Annotated in this window: 16 protein-coding genes; 5 read left to right on the forward strand and 11 right to left on the reverse strand. The window is 45.2% G+C overall.

Annotated features, from left to right (window positions below; genetic code table 11):
- Positions 1-108: 108 nt before the first annotated feature.
- The 3 genes from AB4167_RS15185 to yccS form a co-directional block, all read right to left on the reverse strand.
- Entirely contained in the window at positions 109-429 is a 321-nt protein-coding gene (locus AB4167_RS15185; protein ID WP_017060893.1) for a hypothetical protein, read from the reverse strand.
- 121 nt (positions 430-550) lie between these two features.
- Positions 551-736 carry a hypothetical protein gene (locus tag AB4167_RS15190; protein WP_029235859.1) on the reverse strand — a complete coding sequence of 62 codons (186 nt, stop codon included), beginning with the start codon at positions 734-736 and terminating at the stop codon, positions 551-553.
- 332 nt (positions 737-1,068) lie between these two features.
- Positions 1,069-3,252, reverse strand: a complete 2,184-nt coding sequence (gene yccS, locus AB4167_RS15195; RefSeq protein WP_372136716.1) for a YccS family putative transporter — start codon at positions 3,250-3,252, stop codon at positions 1,069-1,071.
- A gap of 177 nt (positions 3,253-3,429) precedes the next feature.
- Between yccS and helD the strand changes: the two genes are divergently transcribed.
- Complete coding sequence (helD, locus tag AB4167_RS15200) at positions 3,430-5,505, forward strand: DNA helicase IV (RefSeq protein WP_017069441.1); 2,076 nt, start codon at positions 3,430-3,432, stop codon at positions 5,503-5,505.
- 87 nt (positions 5,506-5,592) lie between these two features.
- A complete protein-coding gene (locus AB4167_RS15205; RefSeq protein ID WP_017060889.1) occupies positions 5,593-5,943 on the forward strand; it encodes a VOC family protein in 351 nt (116 codons plus the stop codon).
- Between the two features lie 117 nt (positions 5,944-6,060).
- On the opposite strand, the gene AB4167_RS15210 is transcribed toward AB4167_RS15205, so the two are convergent.
- Together AB4167_RS15210 and torT are read right to left on the reverse strand one after the other, a co-directional pair.
- Entirely contained in the window at positions 6,061-6,516 is a 456-nt protein-coding gene (locus AB4167_RS15210; protein ID WP_017064778.1) for a methylglyoxal synthase, read from the reverse strand.
- Between the two features lie 60 nt (positions 6,517-6,576).
- Positions 6,577-7,605, reverse strand: coding sequence for a TMAO reductase system periplasmic protein TorT (gene torT, locus AB4167_RS15215; protein ID WP_102319839.1), 1,029 nt, complete (start codon positions 7,603-7,605; stop codon positions 6,577-6,579).
- A gap of 92 nt (positions 7,606-7,697) precedes the next feature.
- Between torT and torS the strand changes: the two genes are divergently transcribed.
- Positions 7,698-10,703 carry a TMAO reductase system sensor histidine kinase/response regulator TorS gene (gene torS / locus AB4167_RS15220; RefSeq protein ID WP_017060885.1) on the forward strand — a complete coding sequence of 1,002 codons (3,006 nt, stop codon included), beginning with the start codon at positions 7,698-7,700 and terminating at the stop codon, positions 10,701-10,703.
- A 135-nt stretch (positions 10,704-10,838) separates the two neighbouring features.
- Here torS and AB4167_RS15225 read toward each other — a convergent pair whose 3' ends face one another.
- Genes AB4167_RS15225 through AB4167_RS15235 form a run of 3 tightly spaced genes read right to left on the reverse strand, consistent with a single transcriptional unit; the run spans position 10,839 to position 14,879 of the window.
- The gene (locus AB4167_RS15225) at positions 10,839-12,419 is read right to left on the reverse strand and encodes a hydantoinase/oxoprolinase N-terminal domain-containing protein (RefSeq protein ID WP_017064777.1); all 1,581 of its coding nucleotides are present in this window, start codon (positions 12,417-12,419) and stop codon (positions 10,839-10,841) included.
- 4 nt (positions 12,420-12,423) lie between these two features.
- Positions 12,424-13,548 (reverse strand): DUF917 domain-containing protein, encoded by a 1,125-nt coding sequence (locus AB4167_RS15230; protein WP_017064776.1) that lies wholly within the window; start codon positions 13,546-13,548, stop codon positions 12,424-12,426.
- A gap of 5 nt (positions 13,549-13,553) precedes the next feature.
- Positions 13,554-14,879, reverse strand: coding sequence for a cytosine permease (locus AB4167_RS15235; protein ID WP_372136717.1), 1,326 nt, complete (start codon positions 14,877-14,879; stop codon positions 13,554-13,556).
- A gap of 93 nt (positions 14,880-14,972) precedes the next feature.
- Between AB4167_RS15235 and AB4167_RS15240 the strand changes: the two genes are divergently transcribed.
- Entirely contained in the window at positions 14,973-15,911 is a 939-nt protein-coding gene (locus AB4167_RS15240) for a LysR family transcriptional regulator (protein ID WP_372136718.1), read from the forward strand.
- A gap of 123 nt (positions 15,912-16,034) precedes the next feature.
- On the opposite strand, the gene AB4167_RS15245 is transcribed toward AB4167_RS15240, so the two are convergent.
- The 3 genes from AB4167_RS15245 to AB4167_RS15255 all read right to left on the reverse strand — a co-directional run bounded on the left by AB4167_RS15245 (position 16,035) and on the right by AB4167_RS15255 (position 21,558).
- On the reverse strand, positions 16,035-18,389 hold the full coding sequence (locus AB4167_RS15245) for a fatty acid cis/trans isomerase (protein WP_136974411.1): 2,355 nt from the start codon (positions 18,387-18,389) through the stop codon (positions 16,035-16,037).
- 208 nt (positions 18,390-18,597) lie between these two features.
- Positions 18,598-20,262, reverse strand: coding sequence for a VRR-NUC domain-containing protein (locus AB4167_RS15250; protein WP_372136719.1), 1,665 nt, complete (start codon positions 20,260-20,262; stop codon positions 18,598-18,600).
- A gap of 57 nt (positions 20,263-20,319) precedes the next feature.
- Complete coding sequence (locus AB4167_RS15255; RefSeq protein ID WP_102319844.1) at positions 20,320-21,558, reverse strand: OFA family MFS transporter; 1,239 nt, start codon at positions 21,556-21,558, stop codon at positions 20,320-20,322.
- Positions 21,559-22,152: 594 nt separating this feature from the next.
- On the opposite strand from AB4167_RS15255, the gene AB4167_RS15260 reads away from it, so the two are divergent.
- Positions 22,153-22,533, forward strand: a complete 381-nt coding sequence (locus tag AB4167_RS15260) for a hypothetical protein (RefSeq protein ID WP_017064770.1) — start codon at positions 22,153-22,155, stop codon at positions 22,531-22,533.
- Positions 22,534-22,559: the final 26 nt, after the last annotated feature.

The raw sequence follows: 22,559 nt of genomic DNA on the forward strand, positions 1-22,559 counted from the left end.
AGTAATAAACCAGAAACAAGCGCCTGATATAATGAGTTACAGTTTGTGTGGTTGTTGAAGCAAAAAGCAGCGAAGTTTCGCGAAATATAGGCTGTATTTGAGCGAAATTTAGATATGAATGTCGAGAAGGCTACCGATGGCTTCGTTTTGACGATCAACCACACTTGCACCAACGCGGTTATAACTTGCGCTTTGTGTCAGTTTAATCAAGGAATCGGTTGAAGATGAAGCAGGTTCAGGTTCTTTGTCTTTAAAGGAAATGGCTTGTTCAGGCTCTATTTGATTAAAGCTGAGATCGCTAGCTTCGAAAGTGTCGTCGGATTCTAGAGCGTGTTTGGAGGCTTGGTTGAGCTCGATTGCGGCTTCTTCAGCCATGTTGGTGGATTGCTGAATAATGGCGTAACCAGATTGAATACCAGATATCGACATATCAGAACCTTTTATTGACGTATGAAATGAGTCTAGGCGGACGATATTTTGAGCGCAATGGTGAACAGATGAAATTTACGGTGAAAATGTGAACTTAAGCTAAAATAGTGATGTCTGTCTATTAACTGAACAGGTCATTTAGCGCGTTTAATTCTTCATCAGTAAGCAAAGAAGGCTTCTCTGTTTCAAGGTTGCCGTCGATCTCACCCTGAAGTGCTTTTAATTGTTGTGGGCTAAGAAGCTGTATTTGCTGCTTAAATGCTTCAAATTGCTGTGTATTCATAGTGTGACCTTTGTTCAAATCAATATGCTCTTTAGAGCATAGTCTACTGATTCAGGAAATCAAACAAGATTAAGTGAATTTTAAATGATGTTTGAAGTTTCTTGAAACTAAGACAACTATAAATTCCTGTGGTCGTTTTTTGTCCGAGAAATGTTAGGAAAAGTTAAGGCTTGGTCAATCAAAGTCAGAAAATTCCTACAATGTAAAAACGCCTTCAACCCTTGTGGCACAAGGGTAGGTAAGTAATTTCTCTACCCAATTAGGGGTATGGGTAAAGCAATGTATAAATATTTGTGATGATCAAAAGATAAGCAATTGGCGTTATCTTTTTGTTTTTACGGTATTTTGTTTGTTGCTCAAGAAGCTTCTGTTTCAAACGACTTGTCGATCTTAACCTTAACTGCAAACTTGGTCGCTAAGGTATGCAGTTCTGGAAGCATTCGATAGATCAAATGGAGCTGTTGTAGAACCATTTTGACAGAATTCTCATCTTCTTCTCGCCATTCACTCAAACGTTTATCCAGCTCCGGGTCATAAGCGTTTTTCACTTCACAATGCTCTTTATGAGAATAGAGTTGATCATTTAGAGCGTCGAGATGCTGGTGGATTACTCTGTGCGCATCTAGCACCAGTTTGTGTGTCGCTTCATCATCAATACGCGTTCTGTGAGCACCCAGAGCCGAGATATAGCTAAGTAGAGCATGATTGAGTGTTAAGAATCGGAAGCTCTCATCTTCAGAGGTGCGGTACTTACCCGGTTCAACCAACATGCTACTGATCGCGGCAGTCAGGTTTGCATCATTATTATGCGCACTACGTCGAGCGATACGATAGTTTAGGCTATCTTTCTTACCGACACGGTATTGGCCGATGATCTGAGCGAGATAGTTCTTATTGGAATCGAGCGCATTCGCCATCACTTTGTGCAGTCGCTTCGACTGCCAATCAGGTAACACATAAATGACAGCAAGCACGGCGAGAGCACAACCAATAAAGGTATCCGCTAACCTTGGCAATACTACCGCGTAGCCTTCACCTAATTGGTTAAAGCAGAAGAGCACAAGCAGTGTGATAAAGCCGGTCGCAAACCCGTAGTTATTGATTCGAAACGCAAAGAACATCACGCCACTGATCACAATGAACACTAATTGGCTCTCTTGCGACGGGAAGAAAGTCAGTAACGGTACTCCGATCAATAAGCCTGCGACCGTGCCAATGACACGCGCCGTCAGTTTTTGACGGGTTGCACTGTAGTTTGGCTGACACACAAACAGTGTCGTCAGTAGAATCCAATAACCTCGTTCGATATCAAGACCCTGGATAATCCCGTAGCCCAGCGTCAAAGTGATCGCCATGCGAATCGCGTGGCGGAATAGCATAGAATCGGTGTGCAAGTTAGCTTTGATCTTGTGCCACATTGCCGTCAAAGTATGAGGGTTGGTATCGTTCAATACACCTTCTTCAATCTTCTCTGCATCTGGGTTGCTGATATTTGAGAGCTGTTTTTCAACGGTTGCTAGGTTATTGAATAAGTAATCCAACTGGTTCAGCAGTGATTTCCACTCTGGGTTGTTCTGTTGGTGCAGATGATTAAGCGAAGACATCAACTCATCGAGTGCTAATACAGACTTGTCACCATGCTGGTATTCAGCGCCAACTTTCAACGAGCTCGCCACTTCTTTACACGCTGTTGCCTGCGCTTCCAGTAGATACTTAAATCGAAACAACACGTCAGAGCGTTCAAAGTGTTTTGCTAGCTCTTGATAACGATAGTGGCTAGAGCTTACGCGTTCATGAATATCTTGTGCGATGAAGTAGGTGTTAAGAAATCGGTCACTAGGGCCGTCAATGTGTCCGCGCTTAGAGCGATTAAGCAGCGTCGCTTTACACATGTTGAGTGCGTTAACGGTACTCGCGTTGAGTTTGGCTTCAATGATTCGGTGTGGCTGGGGAATCAAGTCAGAAACGGGGTAGAAGAGTTCCGCTTTTGAATCGATGTAGTTACCGATTTGATCGAATACCGTGGCTAAGTTTTGCTGCACGGGTTGCATTGGCCACACTATCTGCCAAATCATCGACATGAAGTAGTACCAAGCGGCGCCAGTTAACAGTAGAAGCGGTTGAAACCAAAGGTTGGTGCTCTCGTGTGCACCAAGCATGGTATAGATGGCAACCAAGAGAGAACCAAACGCGATACTCGCGTATTTAGGGCCAATTGCCCCGAGAATGATAAAAGAGAAGGTTGAAACAAAAAGCCCGATCGCGAACAGCCAAGGCGTATCGAAGAGAAGCTCAATAGAGAAAGCCGCAACGGCGAAACAGATAAAGGTCAGCGTGAGTGCTTTCAAGCGCCCGGTAAAGCTGTCATCACTTTCCGCAAGAGCCGCAGCAATAACGCCTAAGATCAAAGGCGTGATCAGTGTGTTTTGTCCATAATACCAAGCAGGCACCACCACGCCGAGCAGAGTGATGAGAATTAATACGCTGTAATTTATGGTTTTATTCGCCCAATAGAGGCGTAATTTGGCTGAAAAGTCCACAGTCGCTCACTTGACACACTAAAAACCATAATCCTAACAGAAATCAAGCACAAGAATTTGATACTTATCCATAATTGCCCGTAGGTGGTCATGAAAGCGTCGATAAGATATGAGATATTATTAATTCTCATTGCATCATGATATAAATTCAATATTCCCAATTAAGAGCACACTCCAATGCAGCTAAGCGCTAACAAGACTGCACAGTTTTTTATTCAAAATGAATATCATCAGGTTGAACTTGATGGTCCACGCTTGCTGTTATCTTCAGTAGGCAGTGAAGAGCGTATCCCATTTACTATTTGGAGTGGCAAGATCGCGATAAAGCGCGGATTGTTCTGGGGATCGCTACAATTTTTTGCTAATCAACAAGATGGAACACAGTGCAGTTGGTTAGTACAAGGCTTACCTTGGGATCAATGCCGTCAATTTGCACGCGCGTCAGTTAGTGCTTATCAGAAGTGGCACGACACTCAATGTGAACAATTGGCTGAACACGTACCTCAGTGGGAAGCTGAATTAACACGTCTTGAGCAATTACCAGCCTTTCTACCGCATTCTAAGGTCAACACTTGGGTTGATATGGTCAACTCAGGCTTAGAGAGTATGACAATGACGCTAGAAGAGGCCGCACAACGCATGCCAAACCGCATCGCAAGAATGCAGCCATGGTTATCTGAAACGGAAATCAAGCAAGCTGAAAGAAACCAGCAATGGCTAGAGACCGAGCGAAAAAACTGGGAAGTGTTGTTTGCGCAATGTGAGTCGTCACCACTGAACTTATCGCAGCAATATGCGGTGTTGATGAATGATGATCACAACCTTATTTTAGCGGGTGCAGGCTCGGGTAAAACCAGTGTTCTAACGGCTCGCGTCGCGTATTTACTGCAAAGCCATCAAGCTCAAGCTGAAGAGTTGCTATTGCTCGCTTTTGGTCGTGAAGCGGCAGAAGAGATGAAGCAACGTCTCGACAGCAAAATTGGTTTATCAGCAGAGAAGGTGCAAGTCAGCACTTTCCACCAGTTGGGTTTAAAGATACTCAATCAAGTTGAACCCGAACGTGTGGTTATTTCTCCTTTAGCGCTCGATGACAACCAACGCCAAGCATGGTGCATTGATTGGTTGAAGAAGCACTGGATGACACCGACCAACTTTAAACGTTGGCAAAAGCATTTGTCTAAATGGCCAATCGCTTATTTAACCGGTGACGATGAGCTTGGTAGCCACGTTTCAAACCTCAAATTGATCGGTTGGCTTGAAAAGCAGCTAGAACAGTTGAATGCGTCGGGTTTAACCAAAAAAGAAGTACAGCAACAGCTGATTGATCACCGAGACTATGCGCGCCTCAACAGCGAGCTTTCACTGTGTTGGCCATGTGTAACCGCGTGGCAAAAGGAGCTGAAAGAACAGAATCATATCGACTTCTCAATCATGATCAGCCGAGCGACTCAGTATGTCGAGAAGGGCAAGTTTATCTCACCTTGGAAGTTCATCATGATCGATGAGTATCAAGATATCTCACCTGATCGTCTTGCCTTGGTTGAAGCACTGTGTAATCAGTCTAAAGCCGAGCATCAAGCCTCTATTTTTGCAGTAGGCGATGACTGGCAGTCGATTTACCAGTTTGCAGGTGCGGATGTGGATTTGACCACGGGCTTTAAGGATCGTTTTGAAAGCTCGACCATTCATCACCTAGATACGACTTACCGCTTTAACAATCAGTTAGGTGCGGTGGCTAATCGCTTTGTACAAGAAAACCCAATTCAGATTCCGAAAGAACTGAACAGCTTCAAGCAACAGAAGCAGAAGGCGGTGTACAGTGCGCCAAGTAAAGAAGTTGAGAAGATTCTTGATCAACTGAACCGTCAATCCAAAGGCAAAACCAATAAATCGGTGCTGCTACTTGGACGTAATCATTACCACAAGCCAGAGTTGTTGGAAGACTGGAAGAAGATCTTCACTTCCATTGATATCAAGTTCATGACTTGCCACGGCAGTAAAGGTAAAGAGGCGGACTTTGTCATTATTCTTTGTGTTGACGAAGGACAGTTCCCGACCAAGAAGAAACAGCTGCATATTGATGGCGCATTGACTGAATCATCAGACGCGTTCCCTTATGCTGAAGAGCGTCGTTTATTCTATGTAGCAATGACGCGGGCAAAAGAGAAAGTATGGATCACGCACAGTGGCGACGGCTCTGGCTTTGTGCAGGAGCTGCATGGTTCTGATTACCCAGTTGTTCGTAAAAAGTGATGTTACTTGACTTGATTGTCTAAGATTAGATCTTCAATCCCTGCCCTAATATCACAAGTCAGACGCATAAAGCATAAGGAATTTGCTATGGAACACGGCTCTATTAACTACATTGAATTTGCTGCGAAAGACATCTCAGCAACTAAGGCGTTTTTCAGCCAAGTGTTTGGTTGGAGCTTTGAAGACTATGGCCCTGAGTATTCTGCTTTTGAAGGCAAAGGCTTAATGGGCGGCTTCTATTTGGCGGATCTGGCGTCGAATACGGATAATGGCGCGGCACTGATGGTTTTCTATAGCCAAGATCTTGAGCAAACTGAGCGCGATGTGATTGATGCTGGTGGTCAGATAAACCGTGAGATCTTTAGCTTTCCCGGTGGCAGACGTTTCCATTTCAGAGAGCCAAGTGGCAACGAGATGGCAGTGTGGAGTGATAAGTAGAGACTCACTACACTGTTTATGATTGAACTGTTTAATGTCTGAAACGAGACATAAAAAAGCCTGCGATAAAATGCAGGCTTTTTAGTCTGTTCAGTAGAGATCACATTTAACGTGCGATTACGTGCGCTCTGCTAGATACGCTTCGTAGTCTGGGATTTCGATGATTACTTCTTCTTCAAGCAATGAAGAGTTAAACAGGAAGTTAGCGGTAGCGCGGTTAGTTGCCACAGGAATGTTCCAAACACTTGCGATACGAAGCAGTGCTTTTACGTCTGGGTCGTGTGGTACAGCATTAAGCGGATCCCAGAAGAAAATCAGCATATCGATTTTGCCTTCAGAGATAAGCGCGCCAAGTTGTTGGTCGCCGCCCATTGGGCCGCTGATCATGCTCTTGATTGCTAAGCCTGTCTCTTTACTGAGTAGAGAACCAGTCGTGCCCGTTGCGTAAAGGAAGTGCTTTTGTAGTTTTTCTTTGTTCTCTTTGACCCATCTTAGTAGCTCAGGTTTGAAGTGGTCATGAGCGACCAAAGCGATATGCTTATGTGTTGGCATAGTGCGCGTCGTTTTTTGCATGAATGTTCCCTAAATTGTTGTTTCGTTTTTATTGTTTTGAGTTCTTCAGCCAATATAGCACTAAGGATTCACACTGAATACCGGACGAAACTCAGAAGGTGACAATGAGTCGGCGATAATTTGATCTTTGAGAGTTGCAGGTGTCAGCGCTTCGATAATCGGTGCGCTGTGTTGCTCGTAAGGTTGACCGCGTAAGTAACTCGTGGCTTGTTTTACCGACAAGCGACCTTGCTCAACCATTTTATCTGTTGGCGCAAAAAGTACCTTGTTACGGAGTAAACCACGGTAGGTTCCGTGACTTAGGTAACTTGAGATTAACCCAATATCTTCGGTTTTATCGGCCGCTCGTAGCTCACTGATCGCTGCTTCAATCGCGACGGCACTTCCGACTATATATTGGATATCAGGTTCTTCTATCACCTGCTGTACTAGATTTCTTTGAAGTTCTTTATCGTTATCTGCCCAATAGCTGATCGCAATTTTGATATCACTCGACTTGATCGCATCATAAAACCCCAGTGCTACAGGCTTAGTGCCGCCACTCGCTTGTGGGCCAAGTAACAGGGCGATAGGTGTTTCGCCTGATCCTTTCGGGTGTCGTTTCGACAAAAAATCTCCGACTTGGTATCCCATTTGGTACCAATCGACACCGACCGTACCTTTTAATACCTTCTGTTGTTCTTCATTGACGGTTAACTCATTTACCGTAGCAAATACAGGCGTCGAGCCAACCCAATCAGTAAGGTTGTCATGGTATGCATCGGGTGAAACTGTGCCTAAAATAATCGCATCGGCTCCCCATTGTGTGCAAAGCACCAGTTGCGAGGCTTGTTTGGCCACGTTGGGGTAACCGCCAGCTTCCAATACTCTTAGCTCAACTTGCTGCTTTTCTGCTTCAGAGATCATTCCATAGTTTACCGACAACCAATAAGAGTCTTTGAGGTGCGGATAAATGGCACAAATTTTCTCTTTGTGTGATGTGGCTTCGGCTGGTTTTATTGGGCTCAAAGGCTCGCTAGCCCCTGCGACAGTGGTCACTGAGGCCAGTAGTGAGAGAAGAATTATTGAAGCGAAAGGTCTAGATAGCATGAATTGCCGTTTTATTGGTTTTAGATAAGAAACACTGCAAAATATAGCGTATTCTGCATGGGTAAAGAAGAACGTTTTAAGGTTTAGAGTTTATGTTGTTAGCTTCAGCGAGTATTGGACGCAAGCTGCTGGCCTCATTCTTAGTGATGGCACTGTTGGTTCTATTGTCTGCATTGATCGGTGTTTCTGGTTTTAGCTTTGTAGCAAAAACGGAAAGAAACGTCGTTGATTCGGCGCTTCCTGCCATGATCGAAGCTCGTCAGGTTTCTGAGTTGAGTAACCGTATTATTTCGTCAGTACAAACACTTTCTAATGCGAGAAACGAGGCCGAAAGAAAAGAGGCTGGCACCGTACTGTTTGACCAACTTGAGTCGCTTCTTCAACATATCAAAGAGCTTGGTGTCGACAGTTTCGATTCTCAGCTCCTCAATAAACTCGAAAACAATGTTCAAAGCGTTATTAACACACTGGCTGAGTTGGGTGTGTCGGTTGAGCGTAAGCTTTGGTTAAGCAAAGAGTTGTCGTCTCGTGTCGAAGAGATGCGCCTATTGGCCGAAGAGCTAGAGCAGTTGACGCGAACCCAAGTTTTGAACACGGCTACCATTGCGGTTGCTAACGTCACGCATATCTATGACCTGCTAGAAACCAAAGAAACGGATAAAGCCTACCAAGCCTTAGATGCGCTTGTAGAGGTTGACCTTGATTTGTCTGAGCGCCTACACGAATTGCATTTGCTGGCGTTCAAAATGCTTAACCAAATTGAAGAAACGCAAACCGTTACCAACGTAGAGCGTATTCATCAAATCCAATCAGAATTTGAATCCAACCTAAGAATCATGGCGCGCCGCGTTAAAGCGGTCGAAGATCCTACTCGTTCAGCGCAGATGTCTCAGCTTCTAGAAGAGCTCAGAAAACGCCAAGTCGTGTTCGATATTTCATTAGAACAATATGAGAACACCAAAAAGTCAGAGTTTCTGATGCAAAATACGTTGGAGCTGTTCTCTCAGCTGAATACAACGGTTAACCAACTGGTTGATGATTCAAACCGCAGTACCAAAAAAGCGGTTGATGAGCTGACCAGCACGTTGAATTTGGCTCAATGGTCACTGTCTGTGATTTCGGTTATTGGTTTGGTTATCGTTGCATTTATCGTGTGGCGAGTGGTGTATATCTCGGTTGTTAAACGTCTTACTGAATACTCATCGGCCTTGATGTCTATCGCACAAGGTCGCCTGAATATTGATATCTCGGTAAAGGGTAATGATGAGCTGGCTCATATGGGCGAGGCGATCATCACTGCCAGAAACACCGCGCAGGCGCTACAAGTGGTTGCGGTGGGTGAAGCAAAGGCGAAACGCGAACTTGAAGAGCACAAAGAACACTTAGAAGAGTTGGTCACAGACCGAACCTACCAGCTGCAAAAGACCAATGAGAAGCTGAACATCGAGGTAGGGAACCACGCTAAGGCTCGTAACGCCGCAGAACAAGCAAGCCGCGCAAAATCCGCTTTCCTTGCGACGATGAGTCATGAAATACGAACGCCGATGAACGGTGTATTAGGTACTGCAAGATTGCTCAAAGATACCGGGTTAGACCCGCTGCAATCCGGCTATGCAGACATCATTAACCGCAGCGGTAAGAACCTACTCGCGATTTTGAATGACGTGTTGGATTACTCAAAGATTGAAGCAGGGCATTTAGAAATCCGCACTGCTTCGTTTGATCTTCATCAGATGGTTCAAGATACCTACCAATTGATGGAAGGGCGTGCCGCTGAGAAGAAGCTGAACTTTGATTTCCATATTGAAAGTGATGTGCAACGCTATTGGCGTGGTGACGTAACGCGAATCAGCCAAATCTTGAATAATTTGGTCGGTAACGCGATTAAGTTTACGGAAAGTGGCTCGGTCGATATCTTTATCAGCTTAGATATCGAAGATGAAAATCGAGTGATGTTTGAAGTGTCAGATACAGGTGTCGGTATTGATGCTAGCGAACAAGCTTGTCTGTTTGATGCCTTTACCCAAACCGATAGCGGTCGCAACAAAACCGGCGGCACAGGGCTTGGATTAGCGATCAGTAAAAGCATCATGTTGGCAATGAACGGGGATATTGGCGTTCATTCTGAAGAAGGCGAGGGTAGCCAGTTTTGGTTCTCACTGCCACTTGAAGCCGGTGAGAAGATAGAAACGAAAGTACCGGTCATTGAAGCGTGTATTCGAGCTAAAGTACTTCTGATTGAAGATAACCCCGTAAACTGCATCGTTGCTGAAGGCTTCTTGCATAACTTGGGGCACGAGGTTGTGATTGCGACAACCGGACAAGAAGCGAGAGCCATATTCAGTGAGCAAGAGTTCGATATTGCGCTGGTGGACATTAACTTACCCGACTGCGATGGCGTCGAGTTAATTCAACAACTCAAAGACGATGCGCTTCAGCATAAAAGTGAAGAAGACGTAATTCGAAAAGTACCCCCAATGATCGCAGTATCGGCTCATGTGTTTAACGAAGAAGTGGAAAGCTATTTGTCGTCTGGCTTTGATGGATTCTTACCTAAGCCGTTAGAGAAGGAAGCATTATCGGAATTGATTGTTGAGCAGTTGGACGGTCACACGCTGTTGCTGCCTCAGCCGGATCCGTCAGATGCTGTTTGCTGTCAGCTAAACTCTAAACCTCAGGAAACCGAGCTAGACTTATCAGCATTGGCATTTGCAAGCTCGACACAACGAGCAAACCAAGACGCGGAACATAATCAAGGAGAACCGATTGTGCAGATGATTAACCCTAAGATTATCAAAGACGACTTGGCCATTCTCGGTCGAGAAAAAATAGTGCAGATTGTTGGGTTGTTTGACCAAAGCAGCCAAGTCACTCTCGATGAACTGATTGTGGCAAGTGCCGCTGACAACGCTCGTGAAATTAAGTCTTTAGCTCATAAACTGAAAGGGTCTGCCGGCAGCCTAGGATTATCTGCACTGTTTGCTTTATGCCAGAGCATTGAAGCGAGCGAGGATCCATTACTTCAATATCGCGATAATGCAGACTCATTACCTGAATTGGTGAAAGACTCGTTAGCAGCGCTCCGAGAGCAACTATAGAGTGGCTATTGGGCGGAAAGCCCCAAAATAAGAACAGAAAACAAAAAGCAGGCTATTTCTCCGTTTTAATATGAAGAAGTGACCTGCTTTTTTATTGTCGAATAAGAATCCAAGTAAGGCTTTCAAGGAACGGCTCTAAGCCATCTTGATATGTCCAGCAGCTTTGATCTTAACGTGAACCATATTGCCTTGTAGGTAGCTTAATGGAATCTCGCTGCGTTCAATGATCGCGACATTATCGCTGCATGCGCCAGCTTCAATCGCCAGTTGCTTTGATTGCGCTTCCAAGCCCTTTAAGGTCTCTTCACGTGATGCTGGGTCAATCGGTACGATCTTATCGAATTGACCTGATATTTCACCCAACGCAACACCAATCGCATTAGCCACTTCAAAGTGCTCAGGACGAACCACTTGGCTCACACCTTCAAAATGATCTGGGAATAGGGCACTACCACCACCAACCATGATTACGGGTACACTCGCCGCAGAGGTCTTCATCTTATCGATGCCTTCTTCAACATCCGTGACCATTTGTTGATAAATCTTGCTTGCTTGTTCGGCTGAAACACCAATCTCATCACTCAGTTGATGTTCTGCCTGCCACTGCATTTGTCCTGTTTTGAGTGCAATATCGGTGAGCGTAAGTTCATCACCACCAAAGCTACGCGCCGTTTGCGTCAAGGTATGGCCAACACTTTCTGGGCCTAGCTCTATACGCTGCTGTTCAAAGCGAACCTTGGTACCACCACCAATGGCTAACGCCAAAATATCAGGCATACGGAAGTTGGTTCTCACTTCACCGATTTCTACTGCTAAGCTCGATTCTCTTGGGTAGCCGTGAGTCAGTACGCCGATATCAGACGTAGTGCCGCCCACATCGACCACAATCGCGTCTTTTAACTTAGTTAAGTGACTCGCTCCACGAATCGAGTTTGTTGGCCCACAAGCCACGGTAAGAATCGGGTACATCAATGCGAACTGCTGTGACATCAGTGTTCCGTCGTTCTGACCGAAATAAGGCGTGGTGTGGATTTCATGATTGATGAGTGCACTGCAAAAGCCGTCAACGAATCGTTTTGCTGTCCCTTGCAGAGCCGCATTGAGGATAGTGGCGTTCTCACGCTCTAAAAGCCCTAAACTGCCCACTTTATGGGATAACGATAGGTTCACGCCCGGAAGTTCTTGTTGAATCCATTCTGCTGCTTGAAGCTCCTGGTCGCCGTTGACGGGAGAGAACACTCCGCAGATAGCAATGGAATCCACTTGGCCTTTCATTTTCTGGCAAAGCTCGCGGATCTCAGACTCTTGAATGTCGGCAATCAACTGGCCGTCATATTCATAGCCGCCGTGTGCTTGGTAGAAGTGCTGACCAAGCAGGTTTTGCCACGCTTCACTCCAACCACAAAGGGGCGGGACGCTATCACCACTGGGAAGCGCTAAGCGAATCATGCCGACTCTGTCTAAGCCTTTTCGTTCAACGATTGCGTTGGTGCATTGAGTCGTGCCAAGCATCGCGTGTTTCACTTGCTGACCATCAATGTTTGCTTGGTTTAATAGCGCAGAAATCGCGTTGTCGATCCCTGTTGAAACATCATGTGTGGTTGCGGTTTTTACTTTGGCAATCACATTTAAGTCTGCGTCGAGCAGCACACCGTCGGTATTGGTGCCACCTACGTCAATGCCCAAACGGCAGTAATCAAGCGTAATGTTTGTCATGCGACTACCTCTTCAATGCAGACTTTAGTTGTTCAATGGTTTGATACTCGACGGTGTAGCCAAAGTAACCCGGGCCCGCGACTTCAATACCTTTGTCAGTGCGCCATTTGGGGTCGCAAGGGTAAGCGATAAGGTCGATGCGCTGCCCGTAACGAAGTTGTTCGGTTGTGATTGGCTTACCCGTTTCATGATCCAAGATCGAAATAAGATCCGGTGTTGATGCCAGCAGGTTATCTTGGCTCATGTCTGCGCGGCTTGTACCTTTGTGCGCGAGAAGTAATTCGTTTTGGAACTGCACAAACACGTTATCGACGCCGGTATCTTCAAACTGAGCCAGCTTTTCAATCACGACACCACCTGTTGCAAAACCACCATCGGTTTCACGTTGAATATCAACAATCTTGCCACTGATGATGGTATGGCCGCCGACAATGTCTAATACGGCCTGTGTGCCACTTTTATTGTTGTCGTTCGCCAGTCTAATCGCTTCACCAATCTTCATTGCTTGGGTCAGTGTTGCAGGCAGTGCGCTGCGTTTTAGGTTCTTACCGTTCATTGGGTAATCGCACATTGCTGCAGAGCCACCCATCTGTTCGGTAATCGGCCTCGCAAACTTTTCAGACCAAATACCGTCAATCGGATAAAGCGTGACGACATTGCCACGCTCATCGGCCAATGTGTTCGGTGCCGAAGGGAGACCATCAAGAAAGAAGGTCACCATCTGAGCTTCTGGGAACGCACGTCCCATCGCATCACAATCGATCACAGGAATGTTCTTTTGTGCTGCAACGAGAATTGGAATCAATGAATTGAAGCCGCCTACTTCGATAGGAAACGTTGCCGCTACTTCAGTGCCGAGCGCTTTTTCCATCGCTTCGAAAGCAATCAACATTTGATCTTTCGAATTGAGTTTCTCTACTGCGACGGTTGGTGCGCCAATCATTGAAGAGGGCACTGTCATCCAATCGTCTTGCACGTCTTCTAAAGGAATCATGCGTACAGGGTGCTTTGCCGTTGCAATGGCTACTTTCGCCATCAAGGCACCGCTGTATGGGTCACCGCCGCCGCCAGTACCTAATACCGTCGCACCCAGCGCGATATCATCAATCATTTGTTCAGTAATAATCACAACTACTATTCCTTATCACTTGAAGGAGAAAGCTTCATTAGGGCGAGGTAAATCACACCAGCGGCAAGAATGCCGTCTAACGCCGAGATGCTGGTGAACGAAAACAGGTTGAAAAACTCTGGTGCAGTACAAGCGCTGAATGCAGTACCAAATGCCCAAGAAGCCAAGCCTTTAAACATCCAAGCTGGAACTTGTTGGATGTTCTCAAAGCTCATTTTTGTCGAATCAAAAACATAATATTGAACGATGTAGACACCCGCAGCAGGCGCAATGGTTACGCTGAGTAGCATTAAGAAGTCGGTAAACTTGTTCACCATGCCGAGTTGAGCGATACCAATGCCGACGATGGTCATGATCACAACCAGAACAGGGCGCGGAATCTTAGGTAGAACCATCGACATGCATAAGCCGCCAGAGGTTAGGTTGCTACTGTTGGTGGTCCATTGTGCGAATACCAGTACTATAATGGCCGCCATGCCTAAACCTAGGGTGAAGAAGACTTCGACTAGGTCGTCGGTGCCGGTCATTTTGGTCAAGATCAATGCGATAAGAATGATGGCGCTGTTGCCGACGAGGAAACCGATACCCGCTCCTAAAATCGCATCACGGCGTGTTTTGGCGTAGCGAGCAATATCAGGTGCAGCAACCGCAGCTAGAATCCAGATAGACATAACAAAAGAGATGGCTTGGCCAAGCGTCAAAGGATCTTCAATCGATGGCGCTGCGCCACCTTGATAATCAGCAGCCATAAACAAACCGATGGTAATCAACGTCACCATCAATGGAACAGAATAGGTACTGAGTTTGCCTAAAGCACGAACGCCATAGATAGCCGTCATCATCATTAACACACTGCCGCCAATAAGAGCGGTGAGGTGTGAAATTATGATGTCGTATTTCGCCAGTGCATCGACCATGATGAAAGCGAAGAAATCAGCCTGGAATGCGAACCAGCCGACTAATGAGATGCCGTTGATGAAGCCAAGAATTTTACCGCCGTTACGGCCAAATACCGCGCTGCTCACCAGCGGGGTAGACACGCCAGCTTGAAAGCCAATGTTGGCACACAGCATCGCGATGATCGCCAATAAGCCTGAACCAATAAACGTGGCAAGCAGTGCGTCTTCAAAACCAATACCGCTGCTTAGAATCGAGCCGAGAAACAGTCCCGAAATGTCGATGCCGATTGCCAACCAAATAAGGCTGATGACCCACCAAGATCGTTTGGCCTTCTCGGGAACGGGTTCCAACTCGAAGTCATCTATCTTTTTGTGGCTGTGTGTTGCTTCGGGTTTATTCACGTAAGCTTCTGCCGCCATAGTGCCATCCATGCATTGTTATTCCATAAGTGTGAATAAAGCATACTGATGTATTTATTGTTAATAAATGAATATAATCAGATGTAAACATAACAAAAAACAAATGTGAGTGGTAAAGTGAATCCAAACAATAAGTTAGATAAAAGAGACCTACGTAGATTAGAGCTTTTTTGTGAAATTGTTGAACAAGGAGGCATCAATCAGGCGGTCGCAAGCACTGGGATTAGTCAACCAGTGCTGAGTAATCAGCTTATTGCCTTGGAAAAAAGCTTAGAATTAACATTATGCCAACGTGGTCGACGTGGTTTTAAGCTGACTCATGAAGGTGAGCAAGTGTATAAATATGCGAACCAACTAAAATCGACCTTAACCGACTTCGCTTATAAGTTACGAGGTGTACAGACGGAAATCTCTGGGCATGTGCGAATTGGATGTTTGGATAACACCGTCACTTTGCCTTATAACCCACTTCCCAAAGCGATCGAGACGTTTTACCAACGCAGTAACAGTGTAGAGGTGAGTGTTGATGTCGGGGATTTCACCCAGTTGAATGAGAAGTTAGCAAAGAGCCAGATTGATATGATGATAGTGGTTCTAGGGTCACATCAAAAATCAGCGTTTCAACATAAATACCCACTGTTTGAAGAGCACAGTTATCTGTATGCGCGTAAGGATCTGGCTGAGAAGATCATGGACAAGGATTTCTCATTGGATGGCTGTCGTATCAACATGGGCGGCTATGCCAAAGATGAGATGTTCCGATTACTGAATATTGAGCAGTACGATTCCGTAAAGCCTTTTGATGGCTGGCATGTCGAGTCGGGTGTGATTTTAACCTTGGCGGGCACACACCTGAGTTTTTTACCGTCTCATTTAATCGACCGTGGCCATTATGACCAAGCCTTGATTCCGCTTCAGCCCGAGAAGTGGAGCCTTAAGAGTCAGTTTTATGTGGTGTTGAAGCAACCTGTAGATTCCCTTTCCCCCGCCGCGCGTGCGTTTTTTGATGAGCTACACCAACCGGAAGCATCGGATTCAATATAGAGAGCTTTTCGCTTCTCAAGAGCACTTCTCGCTTCTCAATAGCACCTAAGATACTTTTCCCCATATACAAAAAATCCTCGGCCAAGACAGAGGATTTTTGCTTTTATGCTTTATGAGTGAAAACTAACGGTTCTCGAAGCGGTTGTAATCCAACAATCCGAACTCGATCGGTTGGTCTTGTTGATACCAACGATGCACGCGATCACTGAATGGCCAGAACTCGCTAGAACTGCGTCGTACCGCAAACTTATCCAGCAGCGCCACGTAGTCTTCTTCAGTGCTTAAGTTTTGCAGCGTTTTAACCAGAGTAGGAATCTCGCTCTCGGTTAATGATAGGTAAGCCGCAGGGTAGCTACCGACAACGCCTCGTACGAGGGTAAGGTCATCATTGGCGTAATCACGGTTACCTTCTTCATTAAACAAGCTAGAAATGTTGCTGTGCGCGTTATTGTGAATCATGGTGAACAGTTGCTCTTCGCCGTTTTCGCCTTCAATCATGATCATCACTAATTGAGGCACATGACGCAGGCCTTCGCCCTTTATCAAATTCACTTGGTTAAGCAGTGCTTCATTCTTCCTACCAAAACCTGTTTCAACAATCTCAAAGCGATTATCGAGAACAGGTGCGAGCTTATCTTTGATCATATCAAGCAGTTCGTGTTTCGGATCCGCCGTTTTGTAAACCACGCTGGTCGGCTGATCAAAAGGTGCAATGTTTCGCTGCAAATAGTCACTCAGTTGTGCGCTTTGGTTCTGGTACCAACTAGAGTGTTCAATGTGACGAACGTCTTTAGGAAGAAGGCTTAAGAAGTTACTCTCACCTTCAAGACGCAAGAAGTCCATGAACATGCGTGTAATCAGCTGGTGGCCAAAGTTGCCGTAAACATCGAAGCCTGCAACGAGAAGATAATGAATACGCTCTAGAAGAGCATAATCAAGAATCCACGCAGTCTTAGGTTGCGTGCCAACTAACCCTTGTACAACAGAGGCGCTATCGAAGTGCCTAAAGACGGTGAGAGCAGCATTCGGGTTGATGCCATCGCCATCCCAAATGATGCCAGTGTCTAGGTGGACGCCACTCTCGAACCATTGGTTAGTGAAGTCTGATTTCGCGTTTAGGTATTGCGCTTGTTGCTTTGCGTATCTTACCCAGTTGGTCACAGGTACGGTGTTACTTTTTAGTTCGCTAGGTAGCTTTAAATTTTTCTTTTGACTTGCGTAGAAGGCGTTGATTTCTGGAACATCGGCTTTCTCTGGGTCGATGAAGAAAACCCAAAAACGGTCGTTAATTACGTTCAAGGCAAGTTGACCACGACACACAGGTCCTTTGATGTAGGCCATGATGGTGTTTTGCGCGTTATCTAACATGAAGTTGAAGCGCGAGTTTACTGGCAGCGCTTCAAATGATGTCATTGGGTTTGCTGAAACATCGATGTCGTAACTAGGTAGTTGTTTTACTTCGTAATTTACGTCGACAAACCAGGTGTTCCACTTTTGTAGACGCTCTTTATTAAGCGCGAAAGGCATGTGCGTTTTGTCGACGATAGTGCCTTGTTCTGGAATCAGACGGTAGTAAACACGGTCTACTTTTGGATCGTCATAAGGGCGACGAGTCGTGATGCGTTGTACCGCTTCACCTGGTGGTGTTGCAGAGCGAACAACAGTAAAGAAACGCGTTGGTTGAGCTAAATCAGAAAAATAGACATGAGATAAAAACAGGTGCTCGTAGATATAACGTGCTGAAAGTTGACTCTTATTGTCGCTCTTGTTTAAAAAGCTTTCGTAGACATTAACGAGCTCTTGTTCTGCATCAGTCAATGGAATGTGGTCGTTCATTAACGCGCCATTTTCCAACCAACTCATTAAAGTCGCGTATTCGGTTTTGTCTAAGTTTGGCATCCCATAAGGCATTCCCCAAGTTGGGTAATCTCTCTCGTATTGAGCGTATTCTTCAATGGTTGGGCACTGTTGGTCGCGATCGATTGAAAAGTCGAAACCTTCAAGCTGGGTTTGATCGGGCAGAGGGTGATTCTCTTTCTGGATCAACATACGAGAAACAAGACCAGCATCGAGGTTAGCCGTTGAGTTCTGCATACGCTCATTGAGGACAGGATGAAAATCCGCATCGCGCCACTCTTGCGTGGTTAAAGCATCTTCAAACAAGCGAGTAGGGGCTGATGCCGTTAAGCGGGTGCCTTGATAAACGAGTGCCTTGCTCGCGCCTCGGTCTATACCTTCCACTGAAGACATTTTGAGTTGGCAAGGGGCGTCATAACAAGCGTGACAAACCACGCATCGGTTATCAATGATGGGCTTTACTTCGTCAATGAAGTGCTGCGCTTGAGCTGAAAGAATAGGTGCTTGGCGATCGCGTACTTGTTGTTCACCAAACAGTTCGTCGAAGTTTAAACCCGCGTAGACGGCACAACCTGAGAAGACGCTAACAAAAGCTAAAATGAAGAGTTTTTTTAAATTCATACGTATTTAAATATTAGGCATTTTCTATAATTATATCGAAAATGATTGAAAATGCTCATGTTCTAACAATTTTGTAGACAAGATCTTGATGGGGCGAGTGACTTGTCGATGCGCGTCACTCGCTAGTGCTCAGAAATTGGTGTTTAGACTTAGCTAGATTTAAGTCCCAAGAGCTAAAAGCTAGCAGTTAAGAGTTAAGAGCTAAGACTCATTGATTGACGTAACAAACAGAGAAGGGGACAGACAATCGCTCAAACTCTTTGATCCAGCGCCACTGGTTGTCTTGCAGTTTATCGCCAGGGCCTTTGACTTCAATCCAATGAAACTCATCGCCCTTGAACGCAATCAAATCCGGCATCCCAGTTCTAAATAGCTTTAAGTCACTCAATATCACTTTGAAGAGGTCTACAACCAAGGCATTTGGAATTGAAGCCATGCCGTGTTCGATGAGTGCTTTAGGAAAATAATTCCAATGAACAAAGGGGTTCGCGATACCTTGCTTTTCATCGTAAGTATCAAGAAAATGGTTCAGCCCATGTTTGGATATCGTTTGAAACACGGCTTCAATCTGTTCGGCTCGCTTGTCTACGAAATCTGAATGGTACAGATCCAATGGTCGATGTTGGTAACGATTGATAAAGGCGCCTTCAACGTCTGCGAAAATGACATCCCAGAAAGCCAAACCAAACAAGCCACACAGAAAACTGTTTTCTGAAAAGTAGACGTCCCAACCTTGGTTCTCAAAATGCTGCTTTACCGCAAGCTCGACTCGAGTTTGGCTGAGGTCTAATTCCAGTTTTAACTCTTTGCAGCTCGGCTTTATGGTTCGTGAAACTTTGTGCCCCTGTTTCCGTAGCAGCCGGTCTTCAAGCTTAATAGCGATTTCCAACTCTGACACATCCGATGGAGTAGCTTTCATTTGCGTGACAATCTCACACATTAAGTCTAGCGTACCTTGCTTATCATAGATGCGTGCAAGTCGTTCTCTGCTCGGAGGAAGTGTAGATTGTCTGAACCAAAAGATTGCTTGGTCGTTTAGATTAAGCCTTTCAAGATCGCGAGCAACATCATTGATCAAACGCGATCGTTTTCTGGCAATACTTCTGTGTTCTGATTCTTCAGGAATCGCATTTAAAAGCAGTTCCAGAAACTCGCCATCTTTGCGGTCACCTTCTGAATACAAGCGTTGAATATCGCGCATCTGGATTAATTGATTGAGCTGATCCCTAGAGGTGAAGAAGCGGTGTTGCTTGCTTAATGGGTAGTTCTCAAAGGTGTTTAGCCCAAGGTCGCTTAACACGAACTGACTTAAGTCTTGATAGGTGTTGGCAAAGAACAGCAACAGTAATACATCAATCACTTGAGATTCGATGACGTAAATACAGTCGAAAGAGAGGTTTTGAAATTGATCAAAAGGTTGCTGATCAAGCCGTAACAACAGCTCGTCTTTCTTGGCATTTCTATGGCTCTTAAGGGCGGGGAATACACTCAACAGCTCTGGTTTGGTGAGCAAGTGAAACCCGAGCTCGACCTCACTAATGGCGAGGTCATGCTGTTCTTCGGGATGACTCAACCCAATGAAGCCTGAGCTGTTTAGCTCTTGCAGTACGGTCTTTAGATCTGGGATCTCAACATAGTTGAGTTTATCGCTGCGAAACCAACGGCCTTTACGAGAAAGCAAACGAACCATTAGGCATTGGCTTGAAACAGAAAGACGTTTGTATGCGGACAACCAACGACATTCATCATCACTCAGAAGATCGGGGTAGAGCGTTTGAGCGTGTTCAACCAGTCGATTGAAGTTGTCGAGATAATAAGTGGGGGAGAGCTGAAGAGTGGTTTCGGTCGTCAATGGAGAAGTCGCTTGATACAAAAAGAGCCTAACCCTAAGGTTAAGCTCTTCAGTAACAAATTCAATCTTTTCTGTTGATTAAGCTTGTGATGCTTTTAGTTCAGCAACTTTAGCTTCAGAGATTGGTTTAGTGATGATTGCTAGAACAATACACACTGCCATCATAACTGCAGAGATTGTGTAAGCTAGGCCGTAACCTTCGCCGTTTGACATTGAGAAGCCAACAACTGCTGCACCGATAGCGCCGCCGATACCCCATGCCGTGTAAAGCACGCCGTAGTTAGTACCGTAGTTTTTCAGGCCGTAGAACTCAGCAGTTAGTGTTGGGAATACTGCTAGAAGCGTACCGTAACCAACCGCTGCGATAGCCGTACCAATGATTAGCGTGAATTCAGAGTTGAACGTAGCGAATAGAGCCATGTTCGCGCCTTGAAGGATGAACGCTAGAAGTAGAGTACGTACGCCACCGATTTTATCTGCAAGCATACCCGCAGCAACACGGCCGCCTGAGTTGAATACTGCAAGGATAGACGCTAGGTAAACTGCGTTTGGCAGGTTAGCTTGAACGCTAGCAATTGTAGTGATGTTACCGATGATCATTAGACCAACAGATGCAGCGAATGCGTACATGATCCATAGAGAGTAGAACTGAGGAGTCTTCAGCATTACTTTCCAAGTTAGGTCTTCAGTCTTCTTAACCGCTTTAGGAGCTTGGCCTGCTTTCACTTTAGGCTCAGCTGGCGTGTAATCCGCTGGTGGGTTGTTGATTGTTGCTGCTAGAGGTACTGCGATTGCAAGTACACCAACACCAAGAATCATAAAGCTAGTTTGGATACCCATGCTGTCGATTAGCGCAGACGTTACTGGTGCTAGGTAAATAGCCGCAAGACCGAAGCCTGCTGCGATAAGACCGTTAACCATACCTTTCTTAGAAGAGTGGAACCACTTCATTGCTGATGGAGACAGACATGCGTAACCGAAGCCGATACCTGCACCTGTTATAATACCGAACGTGATGTTCAGCATCATAGGCGTTGTAGCGAAACCAGAAGCAATCATACCTAGGCCTGTAAGCGCTGTACCTAAGATAAGGATCTTACGTGGCCCCATACGGTCTTGTAGGATGCCCGCAACAAGAAGAGAAACAGAGAATGTGATAGTTGCAATAGCGTAAGGTGAAGATGCTTCAGCAGCACTCCAACCAGCTTCAGTTACTAGCGCTTTGTTAAATACACTCCAAGCATACAGGATGCCAAGACAAAGGTTGATACAGAAGCCTGCTAGCAGGATACGTGTTGCTTTATCAATCTTGCTCATTTTTATTCTCAGTTTTGTCATCGGTTAGTGGAGAGCCACTTAACTAAAGACGGGTTATTGTGATTGTTTCTTCAAAATTAGTTTGCGTTTATCAACAGATAGCGCAAAAGAGCGCGGATTATAACCAATTAAAAAGTGATTGGAATCTCTTTTTCCATTTTTGGTAAATTAAATTCAATTTGTTAATAAGTTGTTTTTCATTGGTTTTTGAAATGTTTTTAACACCTCTCTATTTTGTTCTTTTTCGCTCTGTCTTCTTATTATTTCAGGGATTTTGAGGTGATGATTTTTGAATAGACGCGTATTGCGTGCGGATATCACAGAGTTACAAATAATTTTAATTAATTTCCAAGGTTAAATTTGTGTAACAAAATAAATCGTAACAGCGCTTTGTTCATATGAGACAAGGAGTAACGGAGTTTTATTAAAAACAGAATGTTAAGCAATTGTTAAGGGTGATTTTTGTTAGTACTTTTGCTTACATTTTGTTCGATTGGAGGGGTTGTGTTGTCCGTAAAAAGTGGGAAAATAGTATGCAAACTGAGATTCCAAATTTGAAAGGATGCGTTTCCAACTTATGGTGAGGCGAGTATTATGAAACTGTTTTTAATTTTATTGATGTCAATTTCTGGTGGTGTAGCGGCAGCTGACCATATTCACTCTTTCCTATTCGGCTTCTATGTTGCGGCTCTAGCAGTTGGTAGTTGCTACTGGCTTGCATTCCGCAGTACGCGTTTCCCACAGTTGGCATTAGTGCTATTGATGTGTGGCTTTTTTGCGAAAATTGCAGTGACTGTTATCGGTGTTTCTTGGGGTATCTCGAACGATATCATTCAATCGCCGTTCATTTTCTCATTGTCATACCTGTTCTTCTTAGTGGTTGTGTCTTACGTTTGGTTTGCATACCGCGATAAATTGACGCTAAAACAACGCGCTAAGAAGGTAGAAGAGTCTCGCAAGCAAGCGGCTGCATAATTCGATTGTCTCGTCCTAAAATACGT

The organism is Vibrio sp. 10N.286.49.E11 (assembly GCF_041469505.1).
GTDB classification, from domain to species: Bacteria; Pseudomonadota; Gammaproteobacteria; order Enterobacterales; family Vibrionaceae; genus Vibrio; species Vibrio crassostreae_C.

Excerpts from the sequence above, each read along its gene's own strand:
- AB4167_RS15185 (WP_017060893.1), bottom strand. The coding sequence starts at position 429 with ATGTCGATATCTGGTATTCAATCTGGTTACGCCATTATTCAGCAATCC.
- helD (WP_017069441.1), top strand. The coding sequence starts at position 3,430 with ATGCAGCTAAGCGCTAACAAGACTGCACAGTTTTTTATTCAAAATGAA.
- AB4167_RS15205 (WP_017060889.1), top strand. The coding sequence starts at position 5,593 with ATGGAACACGGCTCTATTAACTACATTGAATTTGCTGCGAAAGACATC.
- AB4167_RS15210 (WP_017064778.1), bottom strand. The coding sequence starts at position 6,516 with ATGCAAAAAACGACGCGCACTATGCCAACACATAAGCATATCGCTTTG.
- torT (WP_102319839.1), bottom strand. The coding sequence starts at position 7,605 with ATGCTATCTAGACCTTTCGCTTCAATAATTCTTCTCTCACTACTGGCC.
- torS (WP_017060885.1), top strand. The coding sequence starts at position 7,698 with ATGTTGTTAGCTTCAGCGAGTATTGGACGCAAGCTGCTGGCCTCATTC.
- AB4167_RS15225 (WP_017064777.1), bottom strand. The coding sequence starts at position 12,419 with ATGACAAACATTACGCTTGATTACTGCCGTTTGGGCATTGACGTAGGT.
- AB4167_RS15235 (WP_372136717.1), bottom strand. The coding sequence starts at position 14,879 with ATGGATGGCACTATGGCGGCAGAAGCTTACGTGAATAAACCCGAAGCA.
- AB4167_RS15245 (WP_136974411.1), bottom strand. The coding sequence starts at position 18,389 with ATGAATTTAAAAAAACTCTTCATTTTAGCTTTTGTTAGCGTCTTCTCA.
- AB4167_RS15255 (WP_102319844.1), bottom strand. The coding sequence starts at position 21,558 with ATGAGCAAGATTGATAAAGCAACACGTATCCTGCTAGCAGGCTTCTGT.
- AB4167_RS15260 (WP_017064770.1), top strand. The coding sequence starts at position 22,153 with ATGAAACTGTTTTTAATTTTATTGATGTCAATTTCTGGTGGTGTAGCG.